We start from the raw sequence: 21,528 nt of genomic DNA on the forward strand, positions 1-21,528 counted from the left end.
CTTTTGTGCTCGTGACGGCTAAAACACATCCTAGCCGCGCAGTATTCCGAGCCGGCTGGGCGCCCGCGCCGAGGCTCAGCGGCCGAGTCGGCGCAGCACCGGACGAAGCGCTTGGCGCAGCTCGGGCACCCGGAAGATCGCAAGGAAAAGGACGTACACGAGGGTCATGACGGCCCCGATGATGCCCATCGAGACGAGTGCCCCGAATGCGCTGCCGACGGCGAAGCCATCCGGTGAATCGATGCCGAGCACGATGCCGACGACACCGCCGGCGACGGCTGCCGGAACGGCCGAGAAGCTGAACAGCAAGACGCTGTTGAGGACGTGCTGCACGTCGAGCCCGTTGAGGCGGCGACGCAGCAGGAAGAAGGCCAGGAACATCTGCAGCGTGCCCGCGACCGTGCTCGTGAGGGTCAACCAGAAGGCGATGGCATCCGCCGGCAGCAGCAGGGCGACCGAGGCCAGCACCGAGAACAACACCACCTGGAACACCGTGAAGAAGAAGGGTGTGCGCGTGTCCCCGAGGGCATAGAACGCCCGCTGCACGACGAAGAGGATGCAGAACGGCACGAGGCCGAGCACATAGCCGACGATCAGCAGCGCGAAGTCGACGGTTTCGGCATACGAGCTCGAGAACAGGCTGGCGAACGGGTAGGAGCAGACGATGAGCCCGGCCGCCGCCAACACGATCAGCAACGACACCTGACGAATGGAGGTCGAGACATCCGCCCTGAGCGCCACGAAATCGCGTTCGCGGGCATGCTCGGACATCTGCGTGAAGTACGCCGTGGTCAGCGACACCGTGATGACCGAGTGCGGAAGCATGAAGATGAGCCAGGCGTTCTGGAGTGCCAGGACGGATGGCCCCTGACCGGAGGCGAGGTTGGCGGTCTGAGACTGCACGAGACCCGCGAGTTGAGTGGCGATGATCATCGCGAAGGTCCAGCCGGCCAGTCGACCGGTGGCCCGCAGTCCCACGCCGCGCCAGTGGAAGTCGGGGCGGAAGTGCAGGCCCACGCGGCGCCAGAAGACGAACAGGATGACGGCTTGCACGGCGACGCCGATGGTGGCCGATCCGCCCAGCACGGCGATCATGTCGGGTGTGAAGTCGCCGGCCTCACGCGGGCTCGCGGCCTCTGCGCCATAGACGATCTGGAAGACCACGAGCCCGGCGATGGCGACGACGTTGTTGAGCACGGGCGACCAGGTGAACGGGCCGAAGATCTTGTGCGCGTTGAGGATCTCGCCGAGCACCGTATAGAGGCCATAAAAGAAGAGCTGAGGGATGCACCAGTACGCCAGCGCGATGGTCAGTGCCATCTGGTCGGGCGGCAGCGTGGCGGCCACCAGACGCACGAGCACGGGCGCGGCGAAGGTGGCGACGACCGTGGCGCCCGCGAGCACGACAATGGCGATGGTCAACAGCTTGTTGATGTAGGCGTGGCCGCGGTCGGCGTGCAGCGTGGCCCGCACGATCTGCGGCACCAGGATGGCTCCCAGCACGCCGCCCGCGATGATGGCGTAGACCGTGTTGGGCAGCTGGTTCGCGTTGGCGAAGGCGTTGCCGCCCACGCTGACCTGGCCGAGCGTGGCGGTGAGGATGATGGCCTTCACGAAGCCCAAGAGGCGCGATACCAGCGTGCCGGAGGCGAGCAGGGCGCTGGCCCGGCCGATGCTCGACGAACGGTTTCCGCGCGCGGGGCTGGCGGCGTCAGTCATTGCTGGCCGCTTTTCCGGCTGTTTCGGATGTCTCACGAGCTCCGGTCGTCTCCGTCGCGCGGCGTTCCGCCCGGCGCTTCAGGATGGTGCGGACCAGGCCTCCGACGAACAACAGCAACACAAAGGTGCCCAGGATGATCGCCCCGATGCCCTCCCAGTCGGCTCGCACGACGACGGGAACGAAGGCATCCGAGGCCACGCGCACGCCCGTGGCGCTGAAGAGCTGCAGGCGCACCGTGACATCGCCGTTTCCGAGGCGGGCCTCGACGGGCACCGAGACGGTCTCGCGCGAGTTGGCGGGCACCTTCTTGGTGACCGAGCCGTCGATGTCGAGGCGCGGGTTGCTGGCGCTCGCGTCGAGGCGCACGGTGATGGGATAGGCCAGGTCGTTGCGCACGGCGAAAGGCAACGACGCCTGGCCGCTGATCATGGTGATCTGGCTGGTCGTCGCCAGCTGCACCGACTGCAAGGTGCGAGAACTTTGCTCGCGGTGCTTGTCGACGGCCGCGTCGAACGTGTCGGGCGTCTCCTGCCATCCGATCGCGGTGAGGGCGAGTAGTTCAGCACGCTCGCGGCCTGTGAGCAGCTCGGGCTGGTCGAGCACGGTCGCGAAGTCGGCGAGGCGCGATTCGTTCTTCCAGCGGTCCTCGAGGGCTGACAGTCGATCGGTCGGTTCGCCGGCATCGACGATCGCGGTTTCGACGGATGGCTGAGACCGCGCGTCGTCGAGGGTAGCGACGCGCGTGCCGGCCAGGCTCTGCAGCGAGCCGATGGCTTCACCGACCCGGAATGAGGTGGGCGGAACGCCGCGGTCGAGCGTCAGCAGCACGACGGTGCCATCGGATGCGGCGTTGCTCGAGAGCACGGCCAGGCGCGAGGACAGGGCGTTCAGGGCATCTTGCTGCTGGTCGGGCGTCACGGCCGTGACGGTCGCGGCTCGGAACTCGGCCGAGGCGGGGGCGTCCGAAACGAGCAGGGAGGCGTCGCCGACGCGGGCCGATGCGGATGCCGTGGCTGCGGCATCCAGTTGCGTGTTCGTGCTCGACAGAATGGTCTGCGTGGCACCGGATGCCTGGAAGACGGGCAGGTCGCCCGGCATGACGGTCGTGTCGGCTGGCCACAGTATGCCGTCATCGGTATATGGCCAATCGACCAGCTGGGCGAGGTCAGGAAGGGCGGGCGATCCGTCGGGCTGGGTGGTCGCCGTTGGCGTCGCCGTCGGCGCGTTCTGAGCGTCGTCGGTGCCGGCGGCCGAGGGCTCGGCGGGGTCGGCAGGTGCGGCGGGCGGCGGCGTCATACCCGCGAAGTCGGCGGCGTTCATGCCGTAGAGAAGCGAGGTCGGCTGCATCAGCGAACCGAGGTTCATCTGTGACTGGGCGGCCGGGTCGGCGTCGGCGTACTGCAACGCGAACGTCTCGTTGGTCGCCGATTCGAGGCGGTCGAGCCAGGTCGTTGCCGACTCGGGGGCGGCCGTTCCGAGCGCGCGGATGGACGCGATGATGCGGGGGTCGATGCCGATCGCGACGGGCCGGTCGCGCACCCCGTCGAGTTGACGTGTGAGCACGCCAGAGGGCCCGGTGTAGGTTTCGAGCAGGTCGGCCGGGATGAGGCCGTCGGCGCTCGCGGGCACGGTCAGCGGCACCGCGACGGCGACTCCGACGGTGGCGGGCGCCGGCGCGGGAGTGAAGATGAAGGTGTCTCGCGATTCAGCGGTCGCGGCGCCGGACGAGTAGGCAGCGCGGATCGGATAGACGCCGTAATCGCCCGGCAGAGCGAGCGAATCGGCGGGCACGAGGATCGCCTCGGTCGAGAAGGATGCTCCGGGCGAGATCTCGTCGACGTCGATGCTCGTGATCTCGTGGTCGGTGCGGATGCCGGCGACCAGCTGCTCGGCCTCGGCGGCACCCTCGTCCCCCGCCCCCGGGTTCGTCCCCATCCACGCGTCGAAGGCGTCGGTCGCGTCGATGCGCGACGTTCCGGATGACAACACGAGCCGGCCGGCCGGGATGGTCTCGGCCGTGCGGTTCGTCACCGACGCCGTGACGGTCATGATGCCACCCGGTGCGACGGGGCTGCCGCTGAGGTGCAGGTTGGCCGTGATGTCGTCGGCCTGGGTGACAGAGGGCGCGATGGCCGACGCAGACGTCGATGCAGACGTCGACGCGGATGACGACGCGGATGCCGAGACCGACGCCACTCCCCCGGGGCTCGCCACGGCGATGGCGGCCGAGGCCGGGCCGCCGACGATCAGGGACGCCGAACCGACTGCGAGGGCGAGCACCTGGCGCAGTCGTGCTGCTGATCGGAATGGGTTCATAGGCTGCCTGCCGGCGAGCGACGTTCGAGCCGACATAACTCCCGATTCTAGGGCGACTCGCTGTGCGCCGCCCCCACGGCGCGCGAACCGTGACCTGAAGCATGCTCAGCCGCGGCGAATGCGCCCCATCATCGACCAGGCGGCCCGCATGAGTGACGGATGCTCGAGCGCGATGCGTCTCAGCAACTCGTACTCCACGTCATCCGCGTTTTGCCGGTGCTGTGCAGCGTCGGGCAGCGAACTGAGCCCCGCCAGCCGCGCCATGCCGTGTTGGGCGGCCAAACCCGAGTCGTGCAATTCGTCGTCGCGGATGGCGGCGACCACCAGCTCGTCGGCACTCGGCAGTTCGTGCACGAAATCGGCGGGGTCTTCACCCTGACGCGACCGGTGCTCATAGAGAACGTAGAGTTCGAGTCGAGCATCGGCGCGCATTTTTTCGAGTTGGTGTGGCGCGATCTTCACAATGCGGCCATGTTACGCCCGACATCCGACACTCCGATCGGTCGAACAACCGTCGAACATCCGCTTCCGTCTTTTGTGTGGCGTTCACCGAATGTTCGGAATAGTCTGCTGAGCTACGTATTACGAAGGCTTGGGCAGTGGGCTTGGGCCGCTCGACGAATGGGACATCCTGTGGATCTCCGAACGGCCGAATACCCGAGGCCGGACCATTTCATTCTTCACGTGAGTGATACTCACCTGCTGGCCGGCACCAAGCGCCTCTACGGGCAGGTCGACAGCACCGAGTACTTGCGCCGACTCTTCGTCGAACTCGAGGCATCGCGCGGCCGCCCCGAGGCCATCGTCTTCACGGGTGATCTCGCCGATCGCGGCGAACCCGAGGCCTACCAGCGCCTGCGCGAAATCGTCGAGCCGGCCGCCGAGCGCATGGGCGCCCGCGTCATCTGGGTGATGGGCAACCACGACAACCGCGAAAATTTCCGGGAGGGGCTCTTCGACGAGGTTCCGACCATGCGCCCGGTCGACCGCGTCTACGACATCAACGGTCTGCGCGTGATCACGCTCGACTCCACCGTTCCCGGCCTGCACCACGGCGAAATCGCCGACGAGCAGCTCGACTGGTTGGCCGAAGAACTCTCGGTGAAGGCGCCGCACGGCACGATCCTCGCCATGCACCACCCGCCGCTGCCCAGCGTGCTCGACCTGGCCGTCAGCGTCGAGCTGCGCGATCAGGGCGGCCTGGCCGAGGTGCTCGAGGGCACCGATGTGCGCAGCATCCTGGCCGGTCACCTGCACTACTCGTCGAGCGGCACGTTTGCGGGAATCCCCGTGTCGGTCGCGTCGGCCACGTGCTACACGCAAGACCTCACCGTCCCGACCGGTGGCACACGGCCTCAGGATGGCGCGCGAGCGTTCAACCTCGTGCACGTCTACCCGTCCACCGTGCTGCACTCGGTGGTTCCCCTCGGAGAATTCCCGACGCTCGGCTACGTGGATGCCGACGAGAGCGCCAGCCGCCTGTTGCGGGCCGGCGTCACGATCGGCGGACCCGTTACTCGTGCACCGACCCGCGAAGAGCCTTTGACCGTGCCTCAGCCGGCTTCGGTGCCTGTGCTTCGCTGACCGCCGCCTTCTCCCACGGCGCCACGATCGGGAAGTAGCGCTCGAGGAAGTCGGTGACTGCTTCGGTGCGGGTCTCGACCGAGATCTCGGGCTTCGACCCGTCGTTGAGGCAGAACATGTCCTGGTTGCGGCGTTTCAGCAACCGGTCCATCTGTCGCAGCGACGACTTCAGGGTCGTCTCGATGTACTTCACCTTGGCGTCGGTCTGCACGACGGCCTTGCCCGTCATGAGCGCGTAGTAGTGGTAGAGCGAGTTGGTCACCGAGATATCGGTGGCCGAGCGGAAGCGGCTCGCCGCGGTCTGCTTGAACTCGGCCGGGAACTCGTTCTCGAGCTCGCGCATGACGCTCTTGCGGAGCGGAGCGGCCGAATGCTCGAGGTGGCGCGTGGTGACCTTGCCGAAGCGGTCGCGCAGCAGTCGACGGTTCACTCGTGCGGCATTCTCGAAACCACTGCGCGACGGGTCGCTGTCACCCAGGCCGATGCGCGTGTGCGCCTCGACGAACTTGGTGACGCCGCCGGGCGAGAAGAACAGCTGCGGGCCGATCGGGCGCCCGAAGAACATGTCGTCGTTCGAGTAGAGGAAGTGCTCGGCCAGCCCGTCGATGTAGTGCAACTGCGATTCGACGGCGTGCGAGTTGTGCGTGGGTAGCACCGAGGTGTCGGGGAAGAACGTCTCGCTCGGCACGATGGTGACGAGGGGATGCTCGGCCAGCCACGCGGGGCGCGGCGAGTCGGTGGCGATGAAGATGCGGCGCACCCACGGCGCGAACATGTAGACGCTGCGCAGCGCGTATTTGAGCTCGTCGATCTGGCGGTAGCGGGCCTCGGAGTCGTCGCCGTCGCCGACCACGTAGTTCTTCATGCGCTTGGCGCGGGCGCGCTGGAACTCGATGTCCGAGCCATCCACCCAGCTGAAGACCATGTCGATGTCGAAGTTCAGGTCGCTCGCGAGCGGGGCGAACATGTTCTCGAGCGTCGGCCAGGTGCGGCCGAACATCTCGACGGTGTCCTCGACGGCCTCCGAGCGCGGCAGTTCACGGCGCATGAGCGCATTCTCGGTGGGCGCGACGATCTCGTCGTCGCCGAAACGCCAGAGTTCGAGCTGCAGGGCCGTCTCGGGGCCGTAGCGCAGGCGGCCGAGTGGTTCGACGCGCGGGCGGTAGAGGCGGAAGATGGCGGCCTTGCGGGTGTCGGAGAGGGCTCCGTCGGCGAGCAACACGGGCTCACCGGCATCCCGGTCGACGGTTTCTGAATAGAAGGGCTCATTCGCGAAGGCCTCGGCGAAGGCGGCCTGCAGCGCGCGGCGCTCTTTGCGGTCGACGGCGATCACGAGGCGGTCGTTGTCGCCACGGACCAAGAGGTACTGGATGCCGGCGGCCTCGAGGGCCTCGCGCACGGCGATGAGGTCTTCGATCATCGAATCGCGCGGCGTCAGGTGACCGTTGAGCAGGGCGAACTTGCCCTTGCGCTGCACGATATCGTCGCGCTCGAGGCGGCGCGGGCGGGCGCTGTTGGCGATGAGGACGAGTTCGGGGGCGGTCGAGATCTGCGATTCCGGCAGGCTCGGGGCCGAGCGGGTAAACGAGGAACCATCTCCTCCGCTTGACTGCGTGCTGGCTTCTGTTGTCATCTGCGTCCCCCTTCCGGTGCGGGTGTTGTGCGAGCGGTTCTCGGGTCGAGTCCGTCCGCCTGCGGTGGCCGCGAGGCCTGTTCCGTGTGCTGTAAACGAGTGGTGCTCACGATGCGCGCCGTTCGGCGGGAGCATCGTCATTGTGTGGCGGGCCGACCGGTGGTCGGATGTCCGCGGCGGCGGAGCTTCGGCTCTCCCCACCTCGACGTCGTCGTCGCTGCCCTGCACCCTGTCTGGCGCGCGATCGATGGGATGCGGTGCGCGGACGAGTTCGGGCTCTGTGCTCATCATACGTGCACTGTTCGGTGCGTCGAGTGCGGGGCCATGCAGTTGAATAGTGAGGTGACTGACACGCTCATCGACCGCCTCGCCGCCGACCTCGAGACCTCCGATTTCTCGGTGGGCACGCTGTCCGAACTCTGGGGCGAGCGGGCCGAGCAGGCCCTGCACCGTGGCGAGCGGGTTCCGGCGTTGCGGGCGCTCGCCGCTCGCCGCTCCTCGCAGGCGCCGCATTCCGCTGAGACGTCATCTTCCGCGACCGCCTTGGTGTTTGCTTCGGCCTCTGAATCGGAGCCGGCGGTTACTCTGGCTTCCCTCTTTCTCTTGGGCGTTCCTGTTGACGCGTCGGCGCTCGCCGCGGCGGTCCCCACCCTCGGCCTCGATGGCGCCGTCGAGCTGGGTCTCGTAGCCGTCGAGGGTGGCCAAGCGCGCGCCCTCGTCGACCTGCGTCCCTACAGCTTCGTCGACACCGCCGGCGCCGGCAGCTGGTGGATCGTCTCCGACCTCGGCGAGATGGTCCTCGATGGCGCCCTCACGACCGACCATGTTCTGGGCGTCGGTGGAGCATCCCTCACCTTGAGCGGTCTCATGGTGTCGCGGCCGGTCGAACGCGTGCTCGACCTGGGCACGGGATGCGGCATCCAGGCCCTGCACGCCGCGCGCCACGCCGGGCACGTCGTCGCCACCGACATCTCAGCCCGCGCGCTCGAGATCGCCGCCCTGAACGCGCGCCTCAACGGGGTCCACAACATCGAGTTCCGCCTGGGCGACATGTTCGAACCCGTCGAGGGTGAGCGCTTCGACCAGATCGTGACGAACCCTCCCTTCGTCATCACTCCCAGACGAGCGGATGTCCCGGCCTACGAATACCGCGACGGTGGCCGCATCGGCGACGGCATCATGCGCGAGGTCGTCACGGGCGTCGGCCGCCACCTCAATCCGGGTGGCATTGCACAGATGCTCGGAAACTGGGAGTACCGGGCGGGTGAAGACGGTTTCGACCGCGTGCGCGGGTGGGTGCAGGCATCCGATGCGCCCTTGGATGCCTGGCTGATCGAACGCGAACGCCAAGACCCGGCCGCCTACGCCGAAACCTGGATCCGCGACGGCGGCACCCGCAGCGGAACCCCCGACTTCGACCGTCTCTATAACGCCTGGCTGGATGACTTCGCCGACCGCGGCGTCGAATCGGTCGGTTTCGGCTACCTCACGCTGCGCCGCGCCGAGCAGGACCAGCAGGACCCGCAGGCCGCCAAGCCCCTGCGTCGCTTCGAGCGCATGCCCGACGCGCTCGCCGCCTCATCGGGCCTCGGCACCCACATCGCCGCCGTACTCGACGCCCACGACTGGATCGCGGCGCACGACGACGACGCGCTCTGGCGCGCCACGCTGCAGGTGGCACCCGACGTCACCGAGGAACGCAACTACTGGCCGGGCAACGACGACCCCTCGACCATCACACTGAAGCAGGGCGGCGGTTTCGCCCGCACCGTCAAGCTCGACACGGCGCTTGCGGCCCTCGTGGGCGCATCGGATGGCGAGCTGCCGGTCGGTGTCATCGTCGAGGCCATCGCGCAGCTGCTCGACGCCGACGTGCCGGCCCTGCGCCAGGAACTCCTGCCCCGGCTGCGCCAGCTCATCCTCGACGGATTCGTGCAGCCCCTCGGCTGAGTACCAGCCCACGCGCCCATGCGCCGCCCGCTACGATTGGGGGCATGGTGAGCATGGCGGATTCTTTGGCACGCCTCGGCGCACTCGCACAGTCCCCCATCGTGGCCCGGCTCGCCGAGGCATTCGATGCGGCGGGGTTCGAATTCTCGCTCGTCGGCGGCCCCGTGCGCGATGCCATGCTCGGCCGCGAGGTGCACGACCTCGACTTCACGACCAACGCGAGCCCCGACGAGATCCTGGCGGTCATCGCGCCGTTGTCCGACGCGCACTGGGACATCGGGCGCGAGTTCGGCACCATCGGCGCCCGGGTCAGCGCGCGCGACAGCTCCGGCGCCACCCTCACCGACCAGGTCGAGATCACCACCTACCGCGCCGACGCCTATGACGGTGTCACGCGCAAACCGGTCGTCGCGTTCGGCGACACCCTCGAGAGCGACCTCGCCCGCCGCGACTTCACGGTCAACGCCATGGCCCTGCGCCTGCCGCAGATGGCCCTCGTCGACCCCTCTACGGGCGTCGAAGACCTGCTGGCCGGCGTCCTACGCACCCCGAGCACGGCCGACGTCTCGTTCGGCGACGACCCCCTGCGCATGCTGCGGGCCGCGCGCTTCGCGGCTCAGCTGGGTTTCACGCCGAGCGACGACACGGTCGACGCCATGCGCCGCCGCGCCGACAGCCTGTCGATCGTCAGCATCGAACGCGTTCAGGGCGAGCTCACCAAGCTGCTCTGCACCGACACCCCGCGCCCCGGCATCCAGCTGCTCGTCGACACGGGCCTCGCCGACCTAGTGTTGCCCGAGATCCCCGCGCTGCGCCTCGAGGTCGACGAACACCACCACCACAAAGACGTCTACGAACACTCGCTGACCGTGCTCGATCAGGCCATCGACTACGAGAAGCAGCGGCATCCGGGCACGCCTCCCGACCTCACGCTGCGCATGGCGGCCCTGCTGCACGACATCGGAAAGCCTGCCACCAAGAAACTCGAGTCGGGCGGAACCGTCACGTTCTACCACCACGACGTGGTCGGCGCAAAGCTCGCCAAGAAGCGTCTCAGTGCCCTGCGCTATGACAACGACACCATCAAGAACGTGTCGCGCCTCATCGAGCTGCACTTGCGTTTCTTCGGCTACTCCGAGGGCGCCTGGAGCGATTCGGCCGTGCGCCGCTATGTGCGCGATGCCGGGCCGCTGCTCGAGCGCCTGCACATGCTCACGCGCGCCGATGTCACCACGCGCAACCGCCGCAAGGCCGACCGACTGGGTTTCGCCTACGACGACCTCGAGCAGCGCATCGCCGAGCTCCGCGAACAAGAAGAGATGGATGCCGTGCGCCCCGACCTCGACGGCAACCGCATCCAAGAGGTCCTCGGCATCCCTCCGGGGCGCGAGGTCGGCGAGGCCTACCGCTGGCTGCTCGAATTGCGTCTCGACAACGGCCCGCTCGGCGAGGACGAGGCCATCCGCCGCCTGCGCGCGTGGTGGGCCGAGCGTTCCGCGTGAAAGTTCGTGCAATCTTCTTCACACCGCTCCCCCTGCGGCGTAGTTTGATGCCATGAGCCACGAGAAGAACGACGACGCTGTCGAATACGAGACCCCGGGCAACCCCGTCCACGAGCAGCAGGAGGGTGACGTCGAGTACACGACGCCCGGCAACCCCCACCGCGATGACGACGACGACAACGGCGGGGCGGATGTCGCGACCCCCGGTGTCCCCATCGCCGACGCCCAGCACGAGGCCGAGAAGCACGTGCCGCACGCGACCCCCGGCAACAACTCGGCCATCTCCGAGGACTGACGCCCGACCCTCCCCCTGTGTGGCCACCCGAGCAGCACGCCGTTTCACGTGAAACCCCTGCCGCCCGGGTGGCCTTTCCTCGTTATCTGGCGCCCGCCGAGACACCTGTCCTACAGTGGACGGAAGTCATAACGGTCAACGGAGAGGAACATCGATGTCGGATCGTCCCAACGACGAAGAGCTCATCGGCCCCGGAAGCACAGCGGATGCCGCCCCCACCTCGCTCGGTCACCCCACCGACGCTGACGGCGAGGACGAACCCGCGCTCGGTGCCGGCGAAGGATCGACCGGTCGCACGCAGCTCGCCGACAAGAACTTCACGCCGACCGATTTGAGCTGATCTGGGGCGGTTTTCAGCCGACTTTACGGTGCGCCTGATAACCTCGCCCCTTTGCAGACCGGTGTGCACGACGTGCGCCGCCGGCATTGCGACCTGTCGCGGAACCCCACCGCGAGCCCGTCAGAACGACGTCCGATCGTTCGTGGCGGGTGCGCCGCGATGACATACACCCGATAGAAAGCTCCCCATGCGTCACAAACTCCTCCAGTCGGCCGCGGTCGCCCTCACCGCAGCCCTCGCGCTCGCCGGATGCTCGGCCGGCTCGTCGACGTCGTCCGATTCCGCCGACTCGAGCGCCGACACCACCGTCACGTTCCGCCTGTGGGACGAGACCGCCGCGGCGTCTTACGAGAAGTCGTTCGCCGAATTCGAGAAGCAGAACCCCGGCATCGAGGTCGACGTCGAGGTCGTGCCGTGGGCCGACTACTGGACCGAGCTGCGCGCCGATGTCGCCGAGGGCAACGCGGCCGACGTCTTCTGGATGAACAACTCCTACTTCGGCAACTACGCCGACAGCGGCAACCTCATTGACGTCGACACGGCCCTGGGCGAGAACGCCAAGAAGGACTGGACCCCGTCCGTCGTGAAGCAGTTCACGCGGGACAAGACCCTGTGGGGCGTGCCGCAGACCTACGACGCGGGCATCGCCGTCTACTACAACAAGAAGCTGCTCGACGAGGCCGGCATCGACCCGTCGACGCTCAAGGATCTCGAGTGGAACCCCGACGAGGCGAAGGACACCTTCCTGCCCGTCGCCCAGAAGCTCACGAAAGACACGTCGGGCCGCGACCGCCTGAACGGCGAGTTCGACGCCAATGCGATCGCCTCCTTCGGCACCAACCTCGGCTACGACCTGCAGGCCATCCTGCTCCCCTACATCGGCTCCAACGGCGGCCAGTTCCAAGACGGCGACAACTTCGACTTCGCCGACGCCAAGACCACCGAAGCCGTCGAGTATGTCGTGAAGGCCGTCAACGACAAGAAGGTTGCTCCCCCGGCATCCGACACCAATGACAACTCGGACTTCAGCCGTGACGCGTTCCTCGAGGGCAAGATCGCGCTGTTCCAGTCCGGCCTCTACAACCTCAAGAGCATCGACGAGGGCGCCGACTTCGAGTGGGGCGTCGCACCCGCGCCCGCCGGTCCCGCCGGAAACGTCACGGTCACCAACGGAATCGTGGCCGCGGGCAACGCGCAGAGCGAGCAGCTCGACGCCACCAAGAAGGTGCTCACCTGGCTCGGCTCGACCGAGGGTGACACCTACCTCGCCACCGACGGCGCGGCCCTGCCCGCGGTCGATTCGGCCCAGAAGGTCTTCCTCGACTACTGGAAGAAACAGGATGTCGACGTCACACCGTTCCTCGACGCGGTGAAGGCCGCGAAGCCCATCGAATCCCCGTCGGGCGTCAACTATGCCGCCGGGTTCGACGCCTACGACCCCATCTTCAAGCAGATCTTCGCGGGCCAGACCCCCGTCTCCGACGGCCTGAAGAAAGCTCAGGACGCGGCCAACGTCGCCATCAACAAGTAGGAAATCGGGCCGGAGTCGGCTACGATAGGCAGGTTGCCTGGGCTACATCCAGCCGGGCACGATGCCACAACCCTCCTGTTGCAGAGAGTCTGCAACCGTTAAGTCCGAAGGAGGTGGGTTAATGACGCATCAGTACGAACTCATGGTTATCTTGGACCCCGAGATCGATGAGCGCACCGTCGCTCCGAGCTTGGACAAGTTCCTCAATGTCATCCGCAACGATGGCGGATCGATCGACAAGGTCGACATCTGGGGCCGTCGTCGTCTCGCTTACGAGATCAACAAGAAGACCGAAGGCATCTACGCCGTCGTCGACTTCACGGCCACCAGCGAAGCCACGCAGGAGCTCGACCGTCAGCTGAAGCTGTCCGAAGCCGTCATGCGCACCAAGGTGCTGCGGGCCGAAGAAGCCATCGCTCAGGTCGCTTTCGAGCAGAAGCGCTCGGAAGAAAAGGCTGCCCGCAAGGCACAGAGCGCCGCCAAGAAGGACGCCTAGTCCCCATGGCCGGCGAAACCGTAATCACCGTGGTGGGCAACCTCACGAGCGATCCCGAGCTGCGTTACACGCAGAACGGCCTCGCGGTTGCCAACTTCACCATCGCTTCCACCCCGCGCAGCTTCGACCGCGCGGCCAACGAGTGGAAAGACGGCGAAGCGCTGTTCCTGCGTGCAAGTGTCTGGCGTGACTTCGCCGAGCACGTCGCCGGATCGCTCACCAAGGGAAGCCGTGTCATCGCCACCGGTCGCCTGAAGCAGCGCTCGTACGAGACGAAAGAGGGCGAGAAGCGCACCAGCATCGAGCTGGAGGTCGACGAGATCGGCCCCTCGCTCCGCTATGCGACCGCTCAGGTTCAGCGTGCCCAGTCCTCCGGAGCCCCTGGTGGCGCCGGCGGCGGTGGAGGCCGCGGACCGGCAGCCGTCCAAGACGAGCCGTGGGCCGCAAGCGCCCCCGCTCAGTCGTCCTCGTCAGGCGCCGACAGCTGGAACACTCCCGGCTCGTACGGCGACGACACCCCGTTCTAAAACTTTAACGAAGGAAACCTACTATGGCTGGAAAGTCTGGCGGCTCGAGCCGCAAGCCCGCCCGCGGTAAGGGCGCAAAGGTCGTCGCACCCGCGAAGGCGATCCGCGTCGGCGTTATCGACTACAAAGATGTCGCAACGCTCCGCAAGTTCATCTCCGAGCGCGGCAAGATCCGTGCTCGTCGCATCACCGGCGTCTCCGTGCAGGAACAGCGCCTCATCGCCCGTGCCGTGAAGAACGCCCGCGAAATGGCGCTCCTCCCCTACGCCGGCTCCGGCCGCTAAGGAGCAACCCCATGTCGAAATTGATTCTGACGCACGAGGTCACCGGCCTCGGTCAGCCGGGTGACGTCGTCGACGTCAAGAACGGCTACGCCCGCAACTACCTGGTTCCCCAGGGCTTCGCTGTCACGTGGAGCCGCGGTGGCGAGAAGCAGATCGAGCAGATCAAGGCGGCTCGCGCCGCTCGTGAGCTCGCCACGCTCGAAGAAGCCCAGGACCTCAAGCAGAAGCTCGAGAACAACAAGGTCAAGCTCACGGTCAAGGCCGGCGCCGAAGGCCGTCTGTTCGGTTCCGTGAAGACCTCCGACATCGCCAACGCGGTTTCCGCGTCGGGCGTCGGCGAGGTCGACAAGCGCAAGGTCGAGATCCCCAACCCGATCAAGGTCGTCGGCGAGCACACCGCTACGGTGCGCCTGCACGAAGACCTCTCGGCCACGATCACCCTTCAGGTGGTTGCAGCCAAGTAACACCACGAAAGCGGGGGTCCGGGCATTCGCCTGGGCCCCCGCTTTTGCGTTCCCGCGGGCGTTTCTCAGTCGGTCGGTTCGCCGGCCACGTCGTCCGAGTCATCCGGGTCGACCTTCTTGATGACCTCGTTGTCCTCCTCGGCAACGGGGGCCGTCGCCTCGTCCTCTCGCAGGTAGTCGCCCGAAGCGATGTCGTCGTCGTGATGAGACATTGTCGTCCTCTCGTCGTAAAGCGGTGTTCGGCTGTGGCGCCGCGCGATTCGACGCTAAGCGCCCCGCCTGCCGCCGCGCAATGGGGTTGTTAGCGCATCACGCGGTGTCTGTCGAGCCATAGACCGTCGTTTGCGGGTCATCCGATCATGGAGACGTGGCCGCGACGCCTGGCCGCCCGAGGAGGATGACGATGAGCCCCGTATCGCTGTGGAATGCACACGCCCCCGAATTTGTGAGCGACCCGTTCGTGGTCGAAGACCGCGCCGACGTCATCGTGGTGGGTGCGGGCCTCACGGGCCTCATCACGGCCACGCTGCTGGCGCGCGCGGGCGTCGATGTGCTCGTGCTCGAGGCGCGCACGCCCGGGGCCGTGACATCCGGCAACACCACCGCCAAGATCAGCGTCCTGCAGGGCACGAAGCTGTCGACCATCCTGTCTCACCACTCGGAGAAGCTCGGCCGCGCTTATGTCGAGGCCAACACCGACGGGCAGGCCCTTCTGCTGGCCCTGTGCGCCGAATGGGGCGTCCCGGTCGATATCCGAGACTCCTATACCTATGCGGTGTCCGACCAGGGGCTCAAACAGGCGCGCAAGGAGTTCGAAGCCAACGAGAAGCTCGGTCTGGGCGTCCAGTGGGTCGAGACATCCGAGCTGCCCTATGACATCAAGGGCGCCGTGCGGATGCCTGACCAGGCCCAATTCGACCCCATGGACTTCATCCCCGCAGCCATCGCCGACATCCGGGCGCACGGAGGTCGTGTCGTGTCGGGTGTGCGGGTGACGGGCGTCGACGTCGAATCGCCCACCCTCGTCGAGACCGAGCGCGGCGATGTGCACGCCGAGAACGTCGTGTTGGCGACGGGCATCCCGATCCTCGACCGCGGCGGCTACTTCGCCAAGGTCGCACCCACGCGCTCCTATGCCATCGCCTTCACGGGGGCCTCGACCATCCCCCAGGGCATGTACCTCTCGGCCGACACCCCGAGCCGCTCGGTGCGCCAGGCGAGAGTGGATGGCGTCGACTACCTCGTCATCGGCGGCAACGACCACCCCGTCGGCCGCGGCGGATCCGAGCGCGAAAAGGTCGAAGACCTCGTGAACTGGACCGAGGAGCACTTCCCCGGCGCCCAGGTCGCCTACTCGTGGTCGGCCCAGGACTACAGCTCGCACAACCAGATCCCCTTCGTCGGGGCGCTCCCCCGGGGGCGCGGCAAGGTCTACATGGCCACCGGATACGACAAGTGGGGCATGACGAATGCGGCCGCGGCATCCCTGCGTCTGACGGCCGAATTGACGGATGCCGAGCAGCCCGGTTGGGCGAAGGTCTGGGGCACGCGCATCACGACGCCTTCTGATTTCGCGGAGGGCGCCCTGCACAACGCCGAGGTCGGGGTCGAGATCGTGAAGGGGTGGGCTCACGTGCTCACGGGTGCGCCGTCCGAGGCTCCGGCCGAGGGCGATGGGGTGGTTACGCGTGCTTCCGATGGGCTCGCCCCGGTCGGCACATCAACGATCGACGGGAAAACCTGTGCGGTCAGTGCCGTGTGTCCGCACCTGGGCGGTGTCGTGTCGTGGAACGACCAGGAGAAGACCTGGGACTGCCCGTTGCACGGCTCCCGCTTCACTGCTCAGGGCTATCTCCTCGAGGGCCCGGCCGTGAAGGGTCTCGCCGTCCGCGAATAAAGTCGCAGCGGGAGGGGCCGGTCGGCGGCCCATTCCGAGAGAAAGTCGCCGCCCGGTGTCGCTCGTGTTCGAGCCGCCGGGCGGTGTCGCGTGGGCACGCGTGAGCCGCCGTACACCTGCGAGGAGTTGCGCGTCAAGTCGATCTATGCACAGGTTAACGGCACGTTGTGAACATTCAATGTGTGATCGAAAGAGTTTTCCACCGACCGCCTGTGCATTCGTAAGTTCCCGATCAGCGGTCTAATTCGCCGGTTAAGTTTCTGGTTATCCACAGTTTTCCACACAGGTTGTGCACACAGCACCCGGCGTTTCGCCCAGGTTATGCACAAAGTTATCCACAGGCATATTTGCTGTGGAGAGACGCCTGTCCCTAGTGTGGGGCAGCGCCTCGTTCCCGAGCGAAGACGCGAGAACGATTCACCGATCCAGCACTGTCAGCGGTCGGAGGTTTACTAGAGCCGACGCCGCACCCGAAGCGACACGCTGCTCCAGCATCCGTTGATCGTTCCGCGCCTGTGGCGCCCCGAAAACTACGTGTGCACCAGGGAAGGAGACCAGAGTGTCAATCGCCCACCTCGGCCTCGCAGATGATCGCTCGGGTTCGAACCCGTCCTACGGCTCAGACCGCACCCCGCCGCACGACCTGCTGGCCGAGCAGTCCGCTCTGGGCGGCATGCTCCTCTCGAAAGATGCGGTCGCCGACGTCGTCGAGGTCGTGCGCGGCCCCGACTTCTACGTGCCCAAACACGAGATCATCTTCGACGCCCTGCTCGCGTTGTACTCGCAGGGCGAGCCCACCGACGTCATCGCCGTCACCGACGAGCTCATCAAACAGGGCGAGCTGTCGCGCGCCGGCGGCGCCGACTACCTACACACGCTGACGAGCCTCGTGCCCACGGCCGCCAACGCCGGGTTCTATGCATCCATCGTCGCCGAGCGCGCACTGCTGCGCCGCCTCGTCGAAGCGGGCACGCGCATCGTGCAGATGGGTTATGCGGGTGAGGGTGAGGTGCTCGACCTCGTCAACAACGCTCAGGCCGAGATCTATGGCGTCACCGGGTCGACCGAGAGCGAAGACTACGTGCCGCTCAGCGACGCCGTGGGCGCGGCCTTCGACGAGATCGAGGCCGCGAGCGGAACCGACGGCCAGATGGCGGGCGTGCCGACGGGCTTCATCGAGATGGATGACCTCACCAACGGTTTCCACCCGGGCCAGCTCATCCTGGTCGCCGCCCGGCCGGCACTGGGTAAGTCCACGCTCGCCCTCGACTTCGCGCGCGCCGCCGCGATTCACAACGACCAGCCCACCATCGTCTTCTCGCTCGAAATGGGCCGCAGCGAGATCGCCATGCGACTGCTGTCGGCCGAGGCATCGGTGCCCCTGCAGAGCATGCGTAAGGGAAATGTCGACCAGCGCGACTGGACGAAGCTCGCGTCGACGCGCGGCAAGATCAACGACGCTCCCCTCTACATCGACGACAGCCCCAACATGACCCTCGTCGAGATCCGCGCCAAGTGCCGGCGCCTCAAGCAGCGCGTAGGCCTCAAGATGGTCGTCATCGACTACCTGCAGCTCATGACGAGCGGTAAGCGCGTCGAGAGCCGCCAGCAGGAGGTCTCCGAGTTCTCGCGTGCGCTCAAGCTGCTCGCCAAAGAACTCAAGGTGCCCGTCATCGCGCTGTCGCAGCTGAACCGTGGCCCCGAGCAACGCGCCGACAAGATGCCCGCCATCAGCGACCTGCGCGAGTCCGGTTCGCTCGAGCAGGACGCCGACATGGTCATCCTGCTGCACCGCGAGAGCGCCTACGAGAAAGACAACCCGCGCGCGGGCGAGGCCGACCTCATCGTCGCCAAGCACCGTAACGGCCCCACGCGCACCGTCACGGTGGCCTTCCACGGCCACTACTCGCGCTTCGCAGACCTCGCGCCCGGCATGTAGCTCGGCGGCGCCGTCTCCCACGCGATCGGCACACCGCCCCCGCTCAGCGCGAGCGCGTAGGATGGATGCATCCCCCCGACGAGAAATGAGGCGCCGCACGTGGCACGATCCGCTGTCGCTGAGCCCACGAGCTCGCGTTACTGGATCGCTCTCGTGGTCCGTGCCGTGCTCGCGCTCATCATCGCCGCCGTCGTGACCTTCTCGGCCGATCACTCCCCCGAATTCGGGCTCACGGTCTTCGCCCTGTTCGCGCTTCCTTCGGGCATCGCAACAGCGCTCCTCGCGCGTCGCGCCGAAGCGGGCAGCCATGTCGATTCTCTGAGCATTCGTCTCATCATGATCTCGGGCGCCCTCACGGCCGTGGCCGGCGTCTTCGCCCTCGTCGTGCGCACCAACGGCACGAGCGCCCTCATGTGGCTCATCGTCCTCTGGGCTGCCATCACGGGCGCCACCGAGTTCATCGCCGGCCTGCGCGCCCGCAAGACCCTCGCCGCCGCCCGCGAATGGCTCGCCGCCGGAGCCTTCGGGCTCATCCTCGCGATCGCCGTGCTGCTGGTGCCCGGCGGCCTCGACCAACACTTCGTCGGCCCCGACGGCGTCGAGCGCTCGCTCACGTCCGCGGTCGTCACCGTCGGCATGTTCGGCGCCTACGCCGCCGTGCTCGGCGTCTACCTGCTCATCGGCGGGCTCTCCCTCAAATGGGGCGCCTCGGCCGATCGACGCACCGAAGCTACACCCGTGGAGTCCTCCTCATGAGCCAACCGTCCCGTCGCGAGATCCTGAAACCGATCGAACTTCTCGTGATGGCCGCCATCGCGGCCGTCTTCACCGGCGTCATCGTGCTCATGTCCACGCGCGAGCCCGTCATCGCCCTCGTCGCCTTCGGCGTGGCATTCGTCGTCACGCTCGTCGTCATCGCCATGTTCGTGCTGTCGATCAAACCCGACGACATCGAGCGCCACGAGATCGACGATGAAGACAACGAGACCCCGGTCTCTCCTCACTAGAATCCAGCTGCGGGCTAAGACCGGCCTCACTAGAAGCCACCTGCGGGCCGCGCCCGGCGCGACTAGCCACCGATATACAGAAGAAGCCCCGACCGCATCCGGTCAGGGCTTCTTCGTATTCAGCGTTCAGTGCTCAGGCCTGCGGCAACCGGTCCACCAGCTCGTCGGCCAACCCCACATACGTCGCGGGCGTCAGCGCGACCAGTCGTGCCTTCGCAGCATCCCCGATATCGAGCTTCTCGACGAACGCAACCAGGTCGTCGCGCCCGATGCGCTTACCCCGGGTCAGATCCTTCAGCATGGCGTAGGGGTCGTCGATCGACGAACGCCCGGCAACCACCTCGGCGCGGATGACGGTCTGGATGGCCTCGGCCAGCACCTCCCAGTTGTGGTCGAGGTCGTAGGCCAGGGCATCCCGGTCGAGGTCGATCTCGCGCAGGCCGCGCGCCAGGTTGTCGAGCGCGAGCAGCGAGTGCCCGAGCCCGACGCCGATGTTGCGCTGCGTGGTCGAGTCGGTCAGGTCGCGCTGCAGCCGCGAGGTGACGAGCGTGGCCGCCAGCGAGTCGAGCAGGGCGCTCGACAGCTCGAGGTTGGCCTCGGCGTTCTCAAAACGGATGGGGTTGATCTTGTGCGGCATCGTCGACGATCCGGTGGCGCCGGCGACGGGGATCTGCCGGAAGTAGCCGATCGAGATGTACGTCCAGATGTCGGTCGCCAGGTTGTGCAGCACGCGGTTGGCGTGCGAGACACGGTTGTACAGCTCGGCCTGCCAGTCGTGCGATTCGATCTGCGTGGTCAGCGGGTTCCACGTGAGCCCGAGCGATTCGACGAACTCCTGAGAGATCGTGGTCCAGGATGCCTCGGGGTCGGCGGCCACATGAGCGGCGAACGTTCCGGTGGCGCCCGAGAACTTGCCGAGGTACTCGGTGCCCTCGATCTGCGTCTCGATGCGGCGCAGGCGCCACGCCGTGACGGCCAACTCGCGCCCCATGGTGGTGGGCGTCGCGGGCTGCCCGTGCGTGCGGCTCAGCATGGCGTCGGCGCGGAAGGCCTGGGCCTGACGGGTCAACTCGGCGATCACGCCGCGGTAGGCCGGCAGCCACACCTCGCGCACGGCCAGCGACACCGTCAGCGCATAGCTGAGGTTGTTGATGTCTTCGCTCGTGCAGGCGATGTGGGTCAACTCGGCGATGGATGCCAGACCCAGCTCGTCGAGGCGGTGCCGCACGAGGTATTCGACGGCCTTCACGTCGTGGCGCGTGACCGCTTCCTTCTCGGCCAGCCAGTCGATGTCGGCCTGCGAGAACTCGGTGTAGAGCGCGCGCAGGCTCTCCTTCTGCGCCGCCTCGAGCGGAGACGAGCCGAACATGCTGTGGTCGGTCAGGTAGATCAGCCATTCCACCTCGACCTGCACGCGCGCCCGGTTGAGACCGGCCTCGCTCAGGTATTCGCCGAGCGGCTGCACCGAGGCCTTGTAGCGGCCGTCGAGCGGGCTGAGCGGCTGAGGGGGAAGTGAGGTCATCGGAGGGCTCCCTGTCGGATGGCGGGTTCGAGTTGGCGGAAGAGGTGCTTGCACGCCTGCTCAATCATCCCAAGAACCTGGTCGAACATCGCATCGTCCGAATAGTAAGGGTCTGGCACATCGGTGAGGTGCGCCTGCCGGGAGTCGAAGCTCAGCAGCATCTGCACCTTGCTGCGCTCGCCCTCGGTGGGCGCCCAGGCCTTGAGGATGCGGTCATGGCTGCGGTCGAGGGCCACCACGAGGTCGAGCTTGCCGAACTCGCCGGGGTCGAACTGTTTCGCCCGGTGCGCCGAGCCGTCATAGCCGCGCCGGGCGAGAGCTGCCACGGTGCGGTGGTCGGCCTGTTCGCCCACATGCCAGTCACCCGTGCCGGCCGATGTGGTGACCACGTATTCCTCGAGCCGCGCGGCGCGCACCAGCGAACGGAACACGACCTCGGCCATGGGCGAGCGGCAGATGTTGCCGGCGCACACGAAACTGACCCGGTAGGGGACGATCTCTTTCTTCGGGGGCTCGGCGTC

General features: G+C 67.0%; 21 protein-coding genes. 14 read left to right on the forward strand and 7 right to left on the reverse strand.

The window, feature by feature from the left end:
• Positions 1-75: 75 nt before the first annotated feature.
• From murJ to ALI44B_RS10535, 3 genes are all read right to left on the reverse strand, one after another.
• Positions 76-1,719 carry a murein biosynthesis integral membrane protein MurJ gene (murJ, locus tag ALI44B_RS10525; RefSeq protein WP_077054631.1) on the reverse strand — a complete coding sequence of 548 codons (1,644 nt, stop codon included), beginning with the start codon at positions 1,717-1,719 and terminating at the stop codon, positions 76-78.
• On the reverse strand, positions 1,712-4,036 hold the full coding sequence (locus ALI44B_RS10530) for a DUF6049 family protein (protein ID WP_143459192.1): 2,325 nt from the start codon (positions 4,034-4,036) through the stop codon (positions 1,712-1,714). The genes murJ and ALI44B_RS10530 overlap by 8 nt, the downstream gene beginning before the upstream one ends.
• A 105-nt stretch (positions 4,037-4,141) precedes the next feature.
• Entirely contained in the window at positions 4,142-4,498 is a 357-nt protein-coding gene (locus ALI44B_RS10535) for a hypothetical protein (RefSeq protein WP_238592183.1), read from the reverse strand.
• Positions 4,499-4,657: 159 nt separating this feature from the next.
• Between ALI44B_RS10535 and ALI44B_RS10540 the strand changes: the two genes are divergently transcribed.
• Positions 4,658-5,620, forward strand: coding sequence for a phosphodiesterase (locus tag ALI44B_RS10540; protein ID WP_077054634.1), 963 nt, complete (start codon positions 4,658-4,660; stop codon positions 5,618-5,620).
• On the opposite strand, the gene ALI44B_RS10545 is transcribed toward ALI44B_RS10540, so the two are convergent.
• Positions 5,550-7,253: a stealth family protein gene (locus ALI44B_RS10545; protein WP_077054635.1), complete on the reverse strand. Its 1,704-nt coding sequence runs from the start codon at positions 7,251-7,253 to the stop codon at positions 5,550-5,552. The genes ALI44B_RS10540 and ALI44B_RS10545 overlap by 71 nt on opposite strands.
• Before the next feature lie 324 nt (positions 7,254-7,577).
• On the opposite strand from ALI44B_RS10545, the gene ALI44B_RS10550 reads away from it, so the two are divergent.
• The 9 genes from ALI44B_RS10550 (at position 7,578) to rplI (ending at position 14,642) form a co-directional block, all read left to right on the forward strand.
• Positions 7,578-9,203, forward strand: coding sequence for a DUF7059 domain-containing protein (locus tag ALI44B_RS10550; protein WP_077054636.1), 1,626 nt, complete (start codon positions 7,578-7,580; stop codon positions 9,201-9,203).
• Positions 9,204-9,247: 44 nt separating this feature from the next.
• Positions 9,248-10,705, forward strand: a complete 1,458-nt coding sequence (locus ALI44B_RS10555; protein ID WP_077054637.1) for a CCA tRNA nucleotidyltransferase — start codon at positions 9,248-9,250, stop codon at positions 10,703-10,705.
• Between the two features lie 52 nt (positions 10,706-10,757).
• Entirely contained in the window at positions 10,758-11,000 is a 243-nt protein-coding gene (locus ALI44B_RS10560) for a hypothetical protein (RefSeq protein WP_077054638.1), read from the forward strand.
• A gap of 154 nt (positions 11,001-11,154) precedes the next feature.
• Positions 11,155-11,340, forward strand: coding sequence for a hypothetical protein (locus ALI44B_RS10565; protein WP_077054639.1), 186 nt, complete (start codon positions 11,155-11,157; stop codon positions 11,338-11,340).
• Between the two features lie 187 nt (positions 11,341-11,527).
• Positions 11,528-12,871: an ABC transporter substrate-binding protein gene (locus ALI44B_RS10570; RefSeq protein ID WP_077054640.1), complete on the forward strand. Its 1,344-nt coding sequence runs from the start codon at positions 11,528-11,530 to the stop codon at positions 12,869-12,871.
• Between the two features lie 121 nt (positions 12,872-12,992).
• Positions 12,993-13,367, forward strand: coding sequence for a 30S ribosomal protein S6 (gene rpsF, locus ALI44B_RS10575; RefSeq protein ID WP_077054641.1), 375 nt, complete (start codon positions 12,993-12,995; stop codon positions 13,365-13,367).
• 5 nt (positions 13,368-13,372) lie between these two features.
• Entirely contained in the window at positions 13,373-13,894 is a 522-nt protein-coding gene (locus ALI44B_RS10580) for a single-stranded DNA-binding protein (RefSeq protein ID WP_077054642.1), read from the forward strand.
• 23 nt (positions 13,895-13,917) lie between these two features.
• Positions 13,918-14,178 carry a 30S ribosomal protein S18 gene (gene rpsR, locus ALI44B_RS10585; protein WP_077054643.1) on the forward strand — a complete coding sequence of 87 codons (261 nt, stop codon included), beginning with the start codon at positions 13,918-13,920 and terminating at the stop codon, positions 14,176-14,178.
• An 11-nt stretch (positions 14,179-14,189) separates the two neighbouring features.
• On the forward strand, positions 14,190-14,642 hold the full coding sequence (gene rplI / locus ALI44B_RS10590; RefSeq protein ID WP_077054644.1) for a 50S ribosomal protein L9: 453 nt from the start codon (positions 14,190-14,192) through the stop codon (positions 14,640-14,642).
• Between the two features lie 65 nt (positions 14,643-14,707).
• On the opposite strand, the gene ALI44B_RS16170 is transcribed toward rplI, so the two are convergent.
• Entirely contained in the window at positions 14,708-14,854 is a 147-nt protein-coding gene (locus ALI44B_RS16170) for a hypothetical protein (protein ID WP_179100254.1), read from the reverse strand.
• A 191-nt stretch (positions 14,855-15,045) separates the two neighbouring features.
• Between ALI44B_RS16170 and ALI44B_RS10595 the strand changes: the two genes are divergently transcribed.
• The 4 genes from ALI44B_RS10595 (at position 15,046) to ALI44B_RS10610 (ending at position 19,485) form a co-directional block, all read left to right on the forward strand.
• Complete coding sequence (locus ALI44B_RS10595; protein ID WP_077054645.1) at positions 15,046-16,539, forward strand: FAD-dependent oxidoreductase; 1,494 nt, start codon at positions 15,046-15,048, stop codon at positions 16,537-16,539.
• A 559-nt stretch (positions 16,540-17,098) separates the two neighbouring features.
• Positions 17,099-18,478 (forward strand): replicative DNA helicase, encoded by a 1,380-nt coding sequence (gene dnaB / locus ALI44B_RS10600; protein ID WP_077054646.1) that lies wholly within the window; start codon positions 17,099-17,101, stop codon positions 18,476-18,478.
• A 99-nt stretch (positions 18,479-18,577) separates the two neighbouring features.
• A complete protein-coding gene (locus ALI44B_RS10605) occupies positions 18,578-19,234 on the forward strand; it encodes a DUF308 domain-containing protein (protein WP_077054647.1) in 657 nt (218 codons plus the stop codon).
• Positions 19,231-19,485, forward strand: coding sequence for a hypothetical protein (locus ALI44B_RS10610; protein WP_077054648.1), 255 nt, complete (start codon positions 19,231-19,233; stop codon positions 19,483-19,485). The genes ALI44B_RS10605 and ALI44B_RS10610 overlap by 4 nt, the downstream gene beginning before the upstream one ends.
• A 133-nt stretch (positions 19,486-19,618) precedes the next feature.
• On the opposite strand, the gene purB is transcribed toward ALI44B_RS10610, so the two are convergent.
• Both purB and ALI44B_RS10620 read right to left on the reverse strand, forming a co-directional pair.
• Complete coding sequence (gene purB / locus ALI44B_RS10615; protein ID WP_077054649.1) at positions 19,619-21,007, reverse strand: adenylosuccinate lyase; 1,389 nt, start codon at positions 21,005-21,007, stop codon at positions 19,619-19,621.
• The gene (locus ALI44B_RS10620) at positions 21,004-21,450 is read right to left on the reverse strand and encodes a low molecular weight protein-tyrosine-phosphatase (RefSeq protein WP_083710153.1); all 447 of its coding nucleotides are present in this window, start codon (positions 21,448-21,450) and stop codon (positions 21,004-21,006) included. The genes purB and ALI44B_RS10620 overlap by 4 nt, the downstream gene beginning before the upstream one ends.
• Positions 21,451-21,528: the final 78 nt, after the last annotated feature.

The sequence above is a fragment of the Leifsonia sp. ALI-44-B genome (assembly GCF_001984125.1).
Taxonomy (GTDB): Bacteria; Actinomycetota; Actinomycetes; order Actinomycetales; family Microbacteriaceae; genus Okibacterium.